Origin of the sequence: Micromonospora sp. SL1-18 (genome assembly GCF_047921505.1) — a bacterium.
Classification (GTDB): Bacteria; Actinomycetota; Actinomycetes; order Mycobacteriales; family Micromonosporaceae; genus Micromonospora.
The window spans coordinates 39351-53981 of sequence record NZ_JBLROA010000016.1; the positions used below are offsets into that span (position 1 = coordinate 39351).

At 71.7% G+C, this 14631-nt stretch carries 12 protein-coding genes; 6 read left to right on the forward strand and 6 right to left on the reverse strand.

The window, feature by feature from the left end:
* Position 1: 1 nt before the first annotated feature.
* Positions 2-685 (reverse strand): succinate dehydrogenase cytochrome b subunit, encoded by a 684-nt coding sequence (locus ACNAW0_RS10535; RefSeq protein WP_416287630.1) that lies wholly within the window; start codon positions 683-685, stop codon positions 2-4.
* Between the two features lie 77 nt (positions 686-762).
* Between ACNAW0_RS10535 and ACNAW0_RS10540 the strand changes: the two genes are divergently transcribed.
* Positions 763-1701: a LysR family transcriptional regulator gene (locus tag ACNAW0_RS10540; protein WP_416287631.1), complete on the forward strand. Its 939-nt coding sequence runs from the start codon at positions 763-765 to the stop codon at positions 1699-1701.
* A 28-nt stretch (positions 1702-1729) separates the two neighbouring features.
* Here the strand turns inward: ACNAW0_RS10540 and ACNAW0_RS10545 are convergent, their stop codons facing one another.
* From ACNAW0_RS10545 to hrpA, 3 genes are read right to left on the reverse strand one after another with little or no spacing between them, the layout of a single operon-like run.
* Positions 1730-2035, reverse strand: a complete 306-nt coding sequence (locus ACNAW0_RS10545; protein WP_416287567.1) for a zinc ribbon domain-containing protein — start codon at positions 2033-2035, stop codon at positions 1730-1732.
* Positions 2036-2050: 15 nt separating this feature from the next.
* Positions 2051-3187, reverse strand: coding sequence for an RNA-guided endonuclease InsQ/TnpB family protein (locus ACNAW0_RS10550; protein WP_416287568.1), 1137 nt, complete (start codon positions 3185-3187; stop codon positions 2051-2053).
* A gap of 49 nt (positions 3188-3236) precedes the next feature.
* Complete coding sequence (gene hrpA / locus ACNAW0_RS10555; RefSeq protein ID WP_416287569.1) at positions 3237-7277, reverse strand: ATP-dependent RNA helicase HrpA; 4041 nt, start codon at positions 7275-7277, stop codon at positions 3237-3239.
* Positions 7278-7375: 98 nt separating this feature from the next.
* Here hrpA and ACNAW0_RS10560 point away from each other — a divergent pair, with 98 nt between their 5' ends.
* The gene (locus tag ACNAW0_RS10560) at positions 7376-7843 is read left to right on the forward strand and encodes a cytidine deaminase family protein (RefSeq protein WP_416287570.1); all 468 of its coding nucleotides are present in this window, start codon (positions 7376-7378) and stop codon (positions 7841-7843) included.
* Here the strand turns inward: ACNAW0_RS10560 and ACNAW0_RS10565 are convergent, their stop codons facing one another.
* Positions 7844-8203: a YciI family protein gene (locus ACNAW0_RS10565; RefSeq protein WP_416287571.1), complete on the reverse strand. Its 360-nt coding sequence runs from the start codon at positions 8201-8203 to the stop codon at positions 7844-7846.
* A 178-nt stretch (positions 8204-8381) separates the two neighbouring features.
* Here ACNAW0_RS10565 and ACNAW0_RS10570 point away from each other — a divergent pair, with 178 nt between their 5' ends.
* From ACNAW0_RS10570 to ACNAW0_RS10585, 4 genes are all read left to right on the forward strand, one after another.
* On the forward strand, positions 8382-9428 hold the full coding sequence (locus ACNAW0_RS10570) for a FecCD family ABC transporter permease (RefSeq protein WP_416287572.1): 1047 nt from the start codon (positions 8382-8384) through the stop codon (positions 9426-9428).
* A 109-nt stretch (positions 9429-9537) separates the two neighbouring features.
* Positions 9538-10587, forward strand: a complete 1050-nt coding sequence (locus tag ACNAW0_RS10575) for a FecCD family ABC transporter permease (RefSeq protein WP_416287573.1) — start codon at positions 9538-9540, stop codon at positions 10585-10587.
* A gap of 5 nt (positions 10588-10592) precedes the next feature.
* Positions 10593-11507: an ABC transporter ATP-binding protein gene (locus ACNAW0_RS10580; protein WP_416287632.1), complete on the forward strand. Its 915-nt coding sequence runs from the start codon at positions 10593-10595 to the stop codon at positions 11505-11507.
* Between the two features lie 35 nt (positions 11508-11542).
* Positions 11543-12487 carry an ABC transporter substrate-binding protein gene (locus ACNAW0_RS10585; protein WP_416287574.1) on the forward strand — a complete coding sequence of 315 codons (945 nt, stop codon included), beginning with the start codon at positions 11543-11545 and terminating at the stop codon, positions 12485-12487.
* A 55-nt stretch (positions 12488-12542) separates the two neighbouring features.
* Here the strand turns inward: ACNAW0_RS10585 and ACNAW0_RS10590 are convergent, their stop codons facing one another.
* Positions 12543-14513: a zinc ribbon domain-containing protein gene (locus ACNAW0_RS10590; RefSeq protein ID WP_416287575.1), complete on the reverse strand. Its 1971-nt coding sequence runs from the start codon at positions 14511-14513 to the stop codon at positions 12543-12545.
* Positions 14514-14631 lie beyond the last annotated feature (118 nt).

A 14631-nucleotide genomic window follows, 5' to 3' on the forward strand; every position in this document is an offset into this window, starting at 1 on the left:
GTCAGGCCACCAATCCGGTGAGTACGGCGAACGGGACCACCAGGTAGCCGGCGATCAGCACGACGGCGAAGACCAGCGCGGCGGTCCGGGCCCGGCGCTCGCCCTTCGGGGTCTGCTGGCCGAGGCTGCGGAACGCGCTGAACGCGCCGTGGCGCAGGTGGAAGCCGAGCGTGACGAGGGCCAGGACGTAGAAGAGGGTGACGTACCAGCGCGACGGGGCGAAGTCGGCGACGACGTTGCCGTAGGGGTTGCTCGGGTCGCCCTGCGGGTTCAGGTGACCGGTGGTCAGGTCCAGGATGTGGTAGATCACGAAGAGCAGGATGATCACCCCACCCCAGCGCATCGTGCGGGCCGCGTAGTTCACGTGGATCTTGCGGCGGTGCGCGTACGGCACCGGGCGGGCGGCGTGGGCGCGCATCGACAGCACGGTGGCGGCGCCGATGTGGGCGAGTACGGCCACGGTCAGCACGGTGCGCTGGATCCACAGGTACCAGGTCGACGGCAGCAGCGGCGTCCCGATCTCGCGCAGCCAGTGCGCGTAGTGGTCGAACGAGGTCTCGCCCGTGAACACCTTCAGGTTGCCGAGCATGTGCGCGACGAGGAACAGCACAAGGAGAATGCCCGTCACCGCCATGACGGCCTTGAGGCCGACGTTGGAGCGGATGGGCGACCGAGTTTTCGTGATTACCACACGACCGACGCTAGGAGTAGTTTGATCAGTCGTCCAATGCATCGACCCCGCAGTCTTGATAGCCATAAGCTATCGAGATGCAGCTCCATCAGCTCCGATACTTCGTTGCGGTCGCAGAAGTACGACATTTCACCCAAGCGGCCGACTTGGTGGGCATCACCCAGCCGTCATTGAGTAAGCAAATTCACGCCCTGGAGGCCGACCTCGGGGCCCCCTTGTTCGAGCGGGTAAGGGGCAACATCGCCCTCACCGCGGCGGGCGAGGTGCTGCTCCCGTTGGCCAAGCGGATCCTCGCCGACGTCGATACCGCCACCCGGGAGGTGCAGGAGCTGGTCGGGCTGCGCCGCGGCCGGGTGCGGCTCGGCGCCACGCCCAGCCTGGCCACCTCGCTCGCCCCGCCGGTGCTTCGCCGGTTCCGCGACGCCCACCCCACCGTCGACCTCGAGGTGGAGGAGAGCGGCTCCCAGGACCTGGTCCGCGACCTGCTCCGCGGCGACCTCGACCTGGCCCTGATCATCATGCCGGCGGCGGGCACCGACCCCGGGCTACGCACCGACCCGATCCTGCGGGAGAGCCTGGTGGTCGCCTCGGTGGACCCGCTGCCCGGCGCCTCCGATACCGGCGAGCTGGGCATCACCGACCTGCGCGACCAGCCGCTGGTGATGTTCCGCGAGGGGTACGACCTGCGCGACGCCACCCTCCAGGCGTGCCGGGAGGCCGGCTTCGAGCCGCGCCTCTCGGTGGACGGCGGGGAGATGGACGCCGTGCTCAGCTTCGTCGAGGCGGGGCTCGGCGTCGCGCTGGTGCCCGGCATCGCGGTGGCCCGCCGGCCCGGCATCCGGGTCACCCGGCTCGCCCGGCCCGGCGTACGGCGCACCATCATGGTGGCCCGCCGCCGGGACGTGGTCCCCACCCACGCCGGCCGCGAACTGCGCCGCATCCTGCTCGAGTACGTCCACGACGCCACCGTCGGGAACGGACTCCCGCCCGGCGTCGAGCCCCTGCCGTGACTACAGCGTGTCTCAATAGTTTGTTGGGTCATGAGACACCGCCCTTCTCGGGCGTCCCTGCCGTCACGGATATTCGTGGCGACGGGGTTCCTCCGTCATCGGGGCTGGTTTCACCGGCGCGTGGGCGCCGGCCAGAGCCGTCCCCTCGGGAGGCGTTGGTGACCGGGCCTCGTACTTCGGGGTCCCGGGTCTGGGCATGGTGTTGCTCGGCCCAGACGGCGAGGTTGACCGCCGCGTTGACATCCCGATCCGCCGTATGCCCACACGTCTCGCAGCGGAAGATACGCACCGACAGGGGCAGGGCAGGGCCGACGGTGCGGCAGGCACTGCACATTCTGGTGGACGGATATCACCGAGGTGCCGCTGTGGCCTGCCCGCCCCGCCAGCGTTGTTTGTAGCCGATGATGCGGGCCAGGTCAGCCCAGCCGGCATCGGAGATGGCGGCGGCCAGACGCCGGTTACGCAGCATGCCGGCGGTGTGCAGGTCTTCCAGAGCCAGCCGGTCGTGGGTCTTGACCAGCCGGTTGGCGACCTTGTGCAGGAAGTGTCGACGGATGTTCGCGACACGATGGTGGGCGCGGCCCAGCCGGGCGACAGCCTCGGCCCGGTTGCGCGAGCCTCGCTGTTTGCGGCTGACCTGGCGGGATAGACGCCGTAGCCGGGGCAGGGCGTTCCGCAACGGCCGCGGCGCATCATCGACACGCGCCACCTGCCGGGCGGTGGTGTCGGCGGCCACGACGAGAGTGGCAAGACCGCGATCGACACCCACCCAACCACCGTCATCGGCGTTGGGGCGGGCCGGGTGTTGGTAGGCGGGGTGCAGGCCAGCCGCCTCCACTGTCACGGTGATGGTCCATCGGCTGGCCCGGCCAGAGACGGTGGCATACCGGATGTGGGCTCGGCCTGTGCGGATCATCCGCCGGAGCCGGCGGGTGTCCTCCTGCACCCTCAGGATCCCGGTCCTCGGCAGACAGACACTCCGAGGTCCCGTCGTCGGATCCCCCACCCGGATACTCGCCCGACCCGCCTTGGTTTTGCAGCGGATCCGGAACGACAGCCGGGTCCGGCCCTTGCGCTTGAATGTCGGGAACCCCACCCGACGGCCCGGCCGCTTCCCCCGCCGGGACTCGGCCCAGGCAGTCAAGCCACGACCCAAGTCGACAGCGGCTTCCTCACACACCTGCTGACACACCTGCGCCCGCCACGACAACCCCGTCACCACGACCTCAGCCGAACCAGCCGAGTCGACCACGAACCGGCGACCCGCCTGCACCGAACACTTCCAGGTGTTGAACGCGTTGATCAAGTCGAAGCCCGACCACGGCACCACCACCGACCCGCCCCGACGCTTCGCATCCAGGGCTTCCTTCACCAAAGCCAGACACTGGTTGAACGCGAACCGAGCCGCCCCCGCATGACGAGCCAACACCACCACCTGCGACGGCGACGGATCGACCGTGAACCGGAACGCAGTAAACCTCCCCACAACCCCACAGCATGCCCGCCACCTACGACAGTTCCGAAACACGCACTAGCTAGCGCCCCTCGGCCTCGTCCATCGCCCGGTAGATGCGCTGCTCAGAGACCGGATACGGGGTGCCGAGCGCCTGGGCGAACACGTTCACGCGCAGCTCCTCGATCATCCAGCGGATCTGCCGGACCGCCGCCGACTGCCGTCTCGCCGGCGGCAGGGCGTTCAGCATGTCCTGGTACTCCCGCTGCACCACGGCGATCCGGTCCTGCTGCTGCTTGTCCCGCTGCGGGTTCCCGGGCAGCCGGTCCAGCCGGCGCTCGATCGCGGTGAGGTAGCGCAGCAGGTCGGGCAGGCGGGCGTACCCGGCCTCGGTGATGAAGTTCTTGTGCACCAGGCCACCGAGCTGGTTGCGGATGTCGGCCAGGGCGGCCACCACGGCCAGGTTCTTCGTCGCGCCGAGCCGCTGCTCCACCGCGTACGCGGCGGCGAGCACCTGCCGGACCCGGCCCATCACCTCGACCACGGTGTCGACCAGGTCGGCGCGGACCTTGTCGCGCAGCGCGGCGAAGCCCTCGGCGTCCCAGGCCGGGCCGCCCGCGTCCGCCATCAGCCGGTCGATCGCCGCGCCGGTGGCGTCCTCGATCAGCGCCTGCACCCCGCCGTGCGGGTTGCGGGACAGCGCCAGCTTGGCCTCGTTGGAGAGACGCCCCTGGAGGAACTTCGCCGGGGACGGCAGGGTCAGCCGGAGCAGCCGGCGGGTACCCGCCCAGTGCGCCGCCTCCTGCTCGGCGGGGGAGTCGAGCACCTTCACCCCGACCGTTGCGCCCTCGTCGACCAGCGCCGGGTACGCGGTCACCGCGTATCCGGCGCGGACCTGCTCGATGGTGCGAGGAAGATCGTCGATGCTCCACTCACGAAGGCCCATCCGGGCGACGTCGGGCGCGGCGGCGGCGACGACCTGGCGTACCTCCTGGCGGAGCTGGCGTTGCAGGGCCGGCAGGTCCTTGCCCTCGGCGACCGGCTTGTCGTCCTCGCCGAGCACCCGGAAGGTGACCCGCAGGTGTGGCGGCAGCTTGTCCAGGTCCCAGGCCTGCGGCGGCACGGTCACCCCGGTCATCCGGCGCAGCTGCCGGGTGAGCGCGTCGAGCAGCGGCTCCTCGCCGGGGGTGATCGCGGCCAGGGTCGCCCGGGCGTAGTCGGGCACTGGGACGAAGTTGCGCCGGATCGCCTTGGGCAGCGAGCGGATCAGCGCGATCACCAGCTCCTCGCGCAGCCCGGGTACCTGCCAGTCGAAGCTCTCCGCCGGCACCTGGTTGAGCAGCGGCAGTGGGATGTCCACGGTGACGCCGTCGGTCGTGGTGCCCGGGTCGAAGGTGTAGGTCAGCGGCAGGGTGACCCCGTCGGCCCGCCACTCGTCCGGGTAGTCGGCCTCGTCCACCCTGCCGCGGCCGGAGTTGATCAGCAGCTCGCGGGTGAAGGTGAGCAGGTCGGGCCGCTCTGGGCGGGTCTTCTTCCACCACGAGTCGAAGTGCCGGCCGGAGACCACGTCGGCGGGGATCCGCTGGTCGTAGAACTGGAAGATCGTTTCGTCGTCGACCAGGATGTCCCGCCGCCGGGCCCGGCTCTCCAGCTCCTCCACCTCGGTGAGCAACTTCTGGTTGTCCCGCCAGAACTGGTGGTGGGTCTGCCAGTCGCCCTCGACCAGGGCGTGCCGGATGAACAGCTCCCGGCTCAACGCCGGGTCGATCCGGCCGAAGTTGACCTTGCGGGAGGTGACGATCGGGACGCCGTACAGGGTGATCTTCTCGTAGGCCATCACCGCGGCCTGCTTCTTCTCCCAGTGCGGCTCGCTGTAGCTGCGCTTGACCAGGTGCTGGGCGAGCGGCTCGACCCACTCGGGCTCGACCCGGCCGGCGACCCGGCCCCAGAGCCGGGAGGTCTCCACCAGCTCGGCGGCCATCACCCAGCGCGGCGGCTTCTTGAACAGCGCCGAGCCGGGGAAGATTGCGAACTTCGCCCCGCGCGCACCCAGGTACTCGTGCTTCTGGGCGTCCTTGAGCCCGATGTGGGACAGCAGTCCGGGCAGCAGCGACTGGTGCACCTTCGGGGTGTCGATCTCCTCCGGCAGATCCGCGCCGGCCCCGCGCCGGCCGCCGTCGGCCGCGGCGTCGATCGCGCCGCGCCGGCCCCGCCGCCCGTCGCCCTGCTCAGGCGTACGCAGCACCTGGCGCAGCTGGCTGACGATGTCCTGCCACTCCCGGACCCGCAGGTAGTTGAGGTATTCCGCCTTGCACATCCGCCGGAACGCGCTGGAGGACAGGGCGCGCTGCTGCTCGCGCAGGTACCGCCACAGGTTCAGGTACGCGACGAAGTCCGACTCCTTGTCGGCGAACCGGGCGTGCGCCTGGTCGGCCTGGGCCTGCTTCTCAGCCGGCCGCTCGCGCGGGTCCTGGATGGAGAGCGCCGCGGCGATCACGACCACCTCGGTGGCGCAGCCGTTCCGCTCGCCCTCCAGGACCATCCGGGCCAGCCGCGGGTCGACCGGGAGCTGGGCCAGCCGCCGGCCCAGCGGGGTGAGCCGATTCGCCGGGTCGGTCTCGTCCGGGTTCAGCGCGCCCAGCTCGTGCAGCAGGTTGACGCCGTCGGTGATGTTGCGCCGGTCCGGCGGGTCGATGAACGGGAACGCCGCGATGTCGCCGAGCCCGATCGAGGTCATCTGCAGGATGACCGAGGCCAGGTTGGTACGCAGGATCTCCGGGTCGGTGAACTCGGGTCGGGACTCGAAGTCCTGCTCGTCGTAGAGGCGGATGCAGATGCCGTCCGAGGTACGACCGCAGCGCCCCTTGCGCTGGTTGGCCGACGCCTGGGACACCGGCTCGATCGGCAGCCGCTGCACCTTGAGCCGGCTGGAGTAGCGGGAGATCCGAGCCGTGCCCGGGTCCACCACGTACTTGATGCCGGGTACGGTCAGCGAGGTCTCTGCGACGTTGGTGGCGAGCACCACCCGGCGCCCGGCGTGCGGGGCGAACACCCGGTGCTGCTCGGCGGTGGACAGCCGCGCGTACAGCGGGAGGATCTCGGTGCCCAGCAGCGACCGTTTCTTCTCCACCAGCTTGCCGAGCGCCTCCGCGGTGTCCCGGATCTCCCGCTCGCCGCTGAGGAAGACCAGGATGTCGCCGGGTCCCTCGGCGGCCAGTTCCTCGACCGCGTCGCCGATGGCCTGGATCTGGTCGCGGACGTTCTCCTCGTCGGCCTCGTTCTCCTCCTCGGCCTCGGTCACCTCGACCAGCGGCCGGTAGCGCACCTCGACCGGGTAGGTCCGGCCGGACACCTCGACGATGGGCGCGGGGTTGCCCTCGGCGTCGGCGAAGTGCTTGGCGAACCGGTCGGTCTCGATGGTCGCCGAGGTGATGACCACCTTCAGGTCGGGGCGGCGGGGGAGGAGCTGCCTGAGGTAGCCGAGGATGAAGTCGATGTTGAGGCTGCGTTCGTGCGCCTCGTCGATGATCAGCGTGTCGTACTGGCGCAGCATCCGGTCGGTCTGCAGCTCGGCCAGCAGGATGCCGTCGGTCATCAGCTTGACCAGGCTCTGCTCGCTGACCTGGTCGGTGAAGCGCACCTTGTAGCCGACCACGTCGCCCAGCTCGGTGCCGAGCTCCTCGGCGATCCGGTCCGCCACCGTACGCGCGGCGAGCCGGCGGGGCTGGGTGTGCCCGATCAGCCCGTTGATCCCGCGCCCCAGCTCCAGGCAGATCTTGGGCAGCTGGGTGGTCTTGCCGGAGCCGGTCTCGCCGGCCACGATCACCACCTGGTGGTCGCGGATGGCGGCGGCGATGTCGTCCTTGCGCTCGCTCACCGGCAGCTGTGCCGGATACGTGATCGCCGGCACCGCCGCCTTCCGGGCGGCCAGCCGCGCCTCGGCCCGGGTCACCTCGGCCGCGATCTCGGCGAGTGCCGACTCGCGCCGCTGCGGGTCGCGCAGCTTGCGGACCCCGTCGAGGCGCCGCTGGAGCCGGCGCTGGTCGCGGAACATCAGGGGGGAGAGACGGCGGTGCAGGTCGCGGGCGGTCTCGGGTGCGGCGGGTGCGGCTGGATTCTGCATGTCGTGGCCAAGGATAGGCAGCCGCGCGTCGGAGCGCGCCCGGGTTACCGCCCGACTAGAGTGGCCGCCGATCGAGTCGACGACGGGACGTGATGATCATGCGGGATACCGACCGGGCGCTGGTGCAGGCCGCCACAGCCGTGGCCAAGCTTCGCTGCCGCAGTGACAACCACACCGTCGCCGCCGCCGCGCGGACCACCGACGGCCGGCTGTTCACCGGTGTGAACGTCTACCACTTCACGGGAGGCCCGTGCGCCGAGTTGGTGGCGATCGGGGCCGCGGCCACCCAGGGCGCCGGCGATCTGGAGACCATCGTCGCGGTGGGTGACCGGGGTCGGGGCGTCATCCCGCCGTGCGGTCGTTGCCGGCAGGTGCTCTTCGACTACTTCCCGTCGATCAAGGTGATCGTCGGCCCGATGGACGCGCTGCGCGCGGTTCCGGTGGCCGACCTGCTGCCCGAGACGTACGTCTGGTCGGATCATCAGGTGGAGGTGCCGGCCGTGCCGCGTACCGGGGTGTGGCCGATGCCGGTGGTGCCGGGCAGCCGCCAGGCCGCGGAGGATTAGTCAGTCCCCGGAGGCCATCTCCAGCATGGATGTGGGCACCGGGACCGACTCGAACCGGAGCACGCCCTCCGGCACCTGCCAGCTCATCACCCTGGCGACCAGTTGTCCGGAGCTCACGGCCGGGTCGTTGGCGTAGAGCTCGCGGGCCATCTGCGGGTCCACCCCGAGCACGGCGAAGCCGCGGATCCGCTCGTCGTCGCCGCCGAGGAACGGGCCGGCGGCCAGCACGGCCCCCTGCTCCACCAGCCCGGCCTGGTGGGCCAGGTGCGCGTTCTGCAACCGGTCGGCCGCGTCCCTGGGCAGCTCGGGCGGGTCGTCGGGGCGCACCAGGAGGACCACGGTGTGCTGGTCGAATCGCATGTCCTCAGCGTAGGGGGCGAATGGGGCGAAAAGGGGTTAGCCCTGGGTTCGGGCTCGCAGGGCGCGGATCGACCAGTCGAGGACCGGCGCCAGGCTCTCGTCCGTCGACCCCAAGTTAGGCCTGCCTAACCTTATTCGCTAAGGTAAGGCGGACCTAACCTGAGAGGGCGGGAGTTTCGTGGCCACCGTCGCCGTCCGGCCCGCACGGGCCCACATCCACAGTCGCCGAGGCGTCCGGCGCCGCCTCGCGGTCACCCTGGCGGCGGCGCTCCTGCTCACCGTCGCGCTGCTGGCCAGCCTCGCGCTCGGCAGCCGCCCGCTCCCCGTCGACGCGGTGTGGGCCGCGCTCACCGCCCCGGACGGCGGCGACGCCAGCACGATCGTCCGCGAGCTGCGGCTGCCGCGTACCGCCCTGGGGTTGGTGGTCGGGCTCGCCCTGGCCGTCGCCGGGGTGCTCTTCCAGGCCGTCACCCGCAACCCCCTCGCCGAGCCGCGCATCCTCGGCGTCAGCGCCGGCGCGTCCGTCGGCGTGGTGCTGGCCATCGCCGTCTTCGGCATCGGCACCCTCACCGGGTACGTCTGGTTCGGCGTCGCCGGTGCGCTGCTGGCCGGCCTGCTGGTCTTCGCCGTCGCCCACCGCACCCGCGAGGGCGCCAGCCCGGTCACCCTCGCGCTGGTCGGCGCGGCCCTCGACGCCAGTCTCGGCGCCATCGTGTACGCGCTGCTCAGCATCGATGCGCGCACCTTCGAGGAATACCGGTTCTGGGTGGTCGGCGGCCTCACCGGCCGGGATGTCGGCGTCGCCGGGCAGGTGCTTCCGTTCGTCCTCGCCGGGGTGGCAATGGCTGCCCTGGTCGCCCGGGGCCTCGACGCGCTCGCCCTCGGCGACGACGTCGCCCGCGGCCTGGGCCACCGGATCGCCCTGGTCCGCCTCGGCGCCGGCATCGCCGGCGTGCTGCTCACCGGGGCCGCCGTGGCCGCCGCCGGGCCGATCGCCTTCGTCGGGCTGGCCGTGCCGCACCTGGCCCGGGCCCTGGTCGGTGCCGACCACCGGTGGGCCCTGCTGGTCGCCGGGCTGCTCGGGCCGGCCCTGCTGCTCGGCGCCGACATCGTCGGCCGGCTCGTCGCCCCGCCCAGCGAGATCCCGGCCGGCATCGTCACCGCGCTGCTCGGCGCCCCGCTGCTCGCCGTCCTGGTTCGCCGCGCCCGGACGGTGACCGTGTGACCCCGCCGGCCCCCTCCCTGGCGATCTTGCACGTCCGGCCCGAGCAGAGCGGGCACGTGCCTCGAATCACTGGTCCGAAGTGCAAGATCGCCGTGGTTGGCGGGGTCGCGTGAGTGCCGTTAGGGGGCTGGCGCTGCCGGGGCGGGTGGTGCTGCGGGTGGGGGCGGTGGCCGTGCAGGTCCGCCGCCGCCCGGTGCGCGTCGCCGCCGTCCTGCTCGTGCTGCTCGTCGCCGCCGTCGTGGTCGGCCTCTCGCTCGGCACCCCATACGTCGCCCCGGTCGACGTGCTGCGTGCGCTCTCCGGGGCCGGCACCCCGTACGACCTCGTGGTGCTGAACCTGCGACTGCCCCGCGCGGTGCTCGCGGCGCTGGCCGGGGCCGCCTTCGGCGTGGCCGGCACCCTGATCCAGAGCATCGCCCGCAACCCGCTGGCCAGCCCCGACGTCATCGGTGTCACCCAGGGCGCCGGGCTGGCTGCGACGCTGGCCCTCACCGGCGGCGCCGCCGCCATCCTGGTCGCGCCGGCCGCGCTGCTCGGCGGCCTGGTCGCGGCGGCCCTGGTGTTCGCCCTGGGGGCCCGGCACGGGCTGGCGGCGCAACGGTTCGTCCTCGCCGGGGTGGCGGTGGCGTTCGCCTTCCGCGCGCTCACCGAGGTGGTGATGCTCGCCGCCGACCCGATCGACGGGCTGCGCGCCCAGCTCTGGGTGATCGGCACCCTGGGCGGCAAGGGCTGGACCGAGGCGGCCTGGATCGGCGCCACCCTCGCCGTGCTGCTGCCCGTGCTCGCCTGGGCCGGTTGGGCGCTGCACAGCACCGCGCTGGACGACGACACCGCCCGGGGCGTCGGGCTGCGCCCGGTGGCCCGCCGGATCGGGCTGGCCGCCACCGGTGTGCTGGTCGCCGCCACCGTCACCGCCCAGATCGGCGCGGTGGACTTCGTCGCCCTGGTCGCCCCGCAGGTGGCTCGCCGGCTGGTCCGGGCGGAACGGCCACCGATGCTCTGCGCGGCGCTGCTCGGGGCGCTGCTGCTGGTGCTGGCCGACCTCGCCGGCCGCCGCCTGTTCGCCCCGGTCCAGCTCCCGGCCGGGGTGCTCACCGCCGCGATCGGTGGGCCGTACCTGATGTTCCTGCTGCTGCGTACCCGAGGGAGGCGGTCGTGACCGCGATGCTGTCCACCCGCGACCTGGTCGTCGGCTACGACGGCCGGACGGTCCTGGACGGGCTGGATCTCGACCTGCCCGCCGACGCGTTCACCGTCATCGTCGGCCCGAATGCTTGCGGCAAGTCCACCCTGCTGCGAGCCCTGGCCCGGCTGCTCACCCCGCGTCGCGGCAGCGTGCTGCTCGACGGCGCGGCGATCCGGGAGCTGCCCACCCGCGAAGTGGCCCGCCGCCTCGGCGTGCTGCCGCAGAGCCCGCTCGTACCGGAGGGGATCACCGTCGCGGACCTGGTCGGCCGGGGCCGGCAGCCGTACCAGCGCTGGTGGCGGCAGTGGTCGACGGAGGACGGCCGGGCCGTCGAGCGGGCCATGGCACTCGCCGACGTCGCCGGGCTCGCCGACCGGCCGGTGGACACCCTCTCCGGCGGGCAGCGGCAGCGGGTCTGGATCGCGATGACCCTGGCCCAGGACACCGAGGCGCTGCTGCTGGACGAGCCGACCACCTTCCTCGACCTCGCCCATCAGGTCGAGGTGCTGGACCTGCTGCACCGGCTGCGGGTCGAGCGCGGCCGGACCGTGGTCGCCGTGCTGCACGACCTCAACCAGGCCGCCCGGTACGCCGACCACCTGGTCGCCATGCGGGCCGGCGCGGTGGTCGCGGCCGGTCCGCCGCGCGAGATCCTCACCGCCGACCTGGTCCGGGAGGTCTTTGGGCTCGACTGCGTGGTCGTGCCCTGCCCGGTCACCGGCGCCCCGCTGGTGGTGCCCGCCCTCACCCAGGGCACGGCCCTTCCGCCCGCCAGCCCGGCTGCTGTTCCGGCCGCCGAACCGGCTGCTGTTCCGGCCGCCGATTCGGCTGTTCCGGCAGCCAGTCCGGCCGTCGTGTCGGCTCCGGCCGATTCCTCCGTCGGCGAGGCCTGAGCGCCCGTCGACCCGTACCGCACGAAAGGACCCTGATGCTTCGTCTCGCCGCCGCCCTCACCGCGGCCCTCGCCCTCGGCGTCGGCCTCACCGCCTGCGGGAAGAGCGACCCCGCACCCGGTACGGCCACCGGGGAGACCCGGGAGATCATCCACGCGATGGGCACCACCAGGGTGTCCGCCGAGCCGAAGCGCGTGGTGGTGCTCGACACCGACAAGATCGACACCGCGCTGTCGCTGGGGATCACCCCGGTCGGCGCGGCGACCGCCGGTGAGGCGAAGAGCTGGCCCACCTACTTCGGGGCGGAGAAGCTCGCCGGCATCAAGGAGGTCGGGGTGCTCACCGAGCCCGACCTGGAGGCGATCAACGCGCTCAAGCCCGACCTGATCCTCGGCAGCAGGTTCCGCCAGGAGAAGTTCTACGACGAGCTGTCCGCCATCGCGCCGACCGTCTTCACCGAGAAGGTGGGCGTCACCTGGAAGGAGAACTTCCTCCTCGACGGCCGGGCCCTCGGCCGGGAACAGCAGGCTCGAGACCTTCTCGCCTCCTACGAGAAGCGGGCGAAGGAGTTCGGCGCCTCGCTCGGCGATGCGGCCAGCCGGGAAATCTCCGTCGTGCGCTTCATCCCCGGCAACATCCGGGTGTACGGCCCCGAGTCGTTCTCCGGCATCGTCGTCGGTGACACCGGGCTGGGCCGCCCCGCACGGCAGCGCCTCGACGGCAAGGCGGACAAGCGCTTCGACCTGGTCAGCCCCGAGCGGGTCAACGAGGTGGACGGCGACATCATCTTCGTGACCGCGTACGGCGAGAAGGCCGCCGCCGAGCAGGCGAAGGTCACCGCCGGCAGCCTCTGGCAGGGCCTCTCCGCGGTCAAGGCGGGCAAGGCCCACGTCGTCTCCGACGAGACGTGGATGACCGGCATCGGCGTCACCGCCGCCACCAAGATCCTCGACGACCTGCAGAAGCACCTTGCCTCCTGATGCACCCCCACAAGATCGCGCTCGATCCAGGATGTAGTGGCCTCAGCGTCTCTGATTAGCTTAGCGATCCTGGGTCAGAATCAGTTTCCGGGATCGTTTCCCACCTGGGTGGGGAGGCGTGGGCGTGGAGATGGAATCCTGCGCCCAGTGCTGCTCCTCCCGGCTGGTGGCCGGTGGTGGGTGTGCTGATCGTGGTCACGTTCTGGTGCCGGTGGGCTGCGCGGGGCAGCCGGGTCCGGTCCGTTGGTGCGTGTCCCTCCGGACGCTTGCCCGCCTGACCGTGGGGTCGGGTGGGGGAGGGTGCCCTGCGTCGCCTGGGCGCGGGGCGTGGTGGCTGGTGCCGGGTGGGGCCGGTCTTCGACCGTTCCTCCCGACTGGCTGTGGTGGGGGTGACGACGGCTGCGGTTTCGAGCTGGTCCACGACCGTGCGGATCACCATGGCACCGCTGGTCTTGTCGATGACGGTCTTGGCCTGGTGGGTGAGGCCGCGGGCGGCGATGCGCCGCCACGCGCCGTGGTCGCGGTCGCCTTGCCAGCCGCAGGTTCGGTGGGGGCAGATGGCCCATTTCCAGCCCGCCACGGTCGGCTTGTCGGGGGCTTTGCAGTGTCGTAGCGGGGTGAGGCACTGTGGGCAGTGTTTGGAGGTGTTGCGGGCGGGGACGGTGACCACGGCGACACCCGCCTCGGCGGCGAGGTGCCGCATCCGGTCGACGATTTTTCCGCGGACCTGCTGGGACAGGCGGGTGTTCATGGTGTGGCCCATCCCCCGTGCTTCCATCGACCGCAGGTCTTCCACATAGATGACGCTCGCCCGGGCGGCGATCGCCTGGTCCACCGCCCAGCGGGCGGCAGCCCAGGCGAGCGCGTCGTTCAAGTTCGCACGGCGGGCGGACACATGGCGGATCTCGTCGCGTAGCAGCTCGTGTTTGCCGGCGAGGTTGTGCTGCTGGTCGCCGCCGGTGAGTCGTTGGTAGTGGTCGGCCTTGGCGTGCAGCCGCTCACCGTGGCGGCGCAGGCGGTGCTGCTTGGCCAGGACACCGGCGGCGCGGAACTGGCCGCCAGCCCCCAACGCGGTGATCCGACCGTCCTCGTGTAGTCGCAGGGCTCCGGCGGACAGCAGGGTGTTGAGGCCCCAGTCCACGCCAAGCGCCACCGTGTGACCGGTGCGCTTCGCTTTCCGCACCGGGTGCGTGTACGCCATGTCGGCGCGCACCTGCCGGCCGGTCAAGCGGAGGGTCGGTAGGTGCAGCAGCGCTGAGGCGGGCACCGTGGGCGGCAGACTGATCGGACAGGCCACCCACGTCCAATCCGAATACGAGCGCGGATCCGCACGCGTGGGCAACTGCACGCGCAGCAGCACCCTGCCCGGGTCGGTGTCGCAACGCTCGATCGTGGCCTGCTGCCGGTCACACGCAGCCAACAACAGCATCCGCGGAACCCTCGCAGCGCCTTCAAGCTCGAACACATCCACCGGCAGACGACCATTGACCTGGAGGAACGTGACGGCCTGCCGGGTCCGGCCCTTGATGACACTCGACGGCAGCCCCTCCCCGCCCGGGACCGCCGCACGCACCTGCCCCCACTCGACGGAGGTGCGTTTACGCGGATCGGACGGCCACGACGCCAAAATCCCGGCAGTCAGGTCAGCACGCCACTTCACCGAACGCAGGGCGCGTCCGGCCTGCTCCTGCGCCACCCGCACGACCCGGTCATTAACCCGCACACCCGCAGGCGTGGCGGTGGCCCAGCCCAGACGACGCAACGCCATCCACGCGTTCGACGGCAACCTCCGACCACCCGCATCCACCCCGGAAGCCAACACCCCCACATCCACACTGTTCCAGTGCTCGCTGATCAGGGCGCCCACCATGCCCGCCACCAGATCAGCACACCAGCCCACCCGCTCCGCCAGCACCGACCGGGACACAACGACGCCGGTCTCCTCGTCCACCCCCGCACGCAGCAGCGCGCGGGCACACGCCGTACGGGAGACCTCACCCTCGGCCAGCGGCAGCCTCCGACTCACCGGCCACCCCACGCCACCGGAACCTTCCCCGCACCAGCCCACAAACACAGCGCCACCGGCTGGAATCCACCCAAACGCTTCGCGGCCTTCCACAGCCGGAGAAATCCCACCCGAGAAT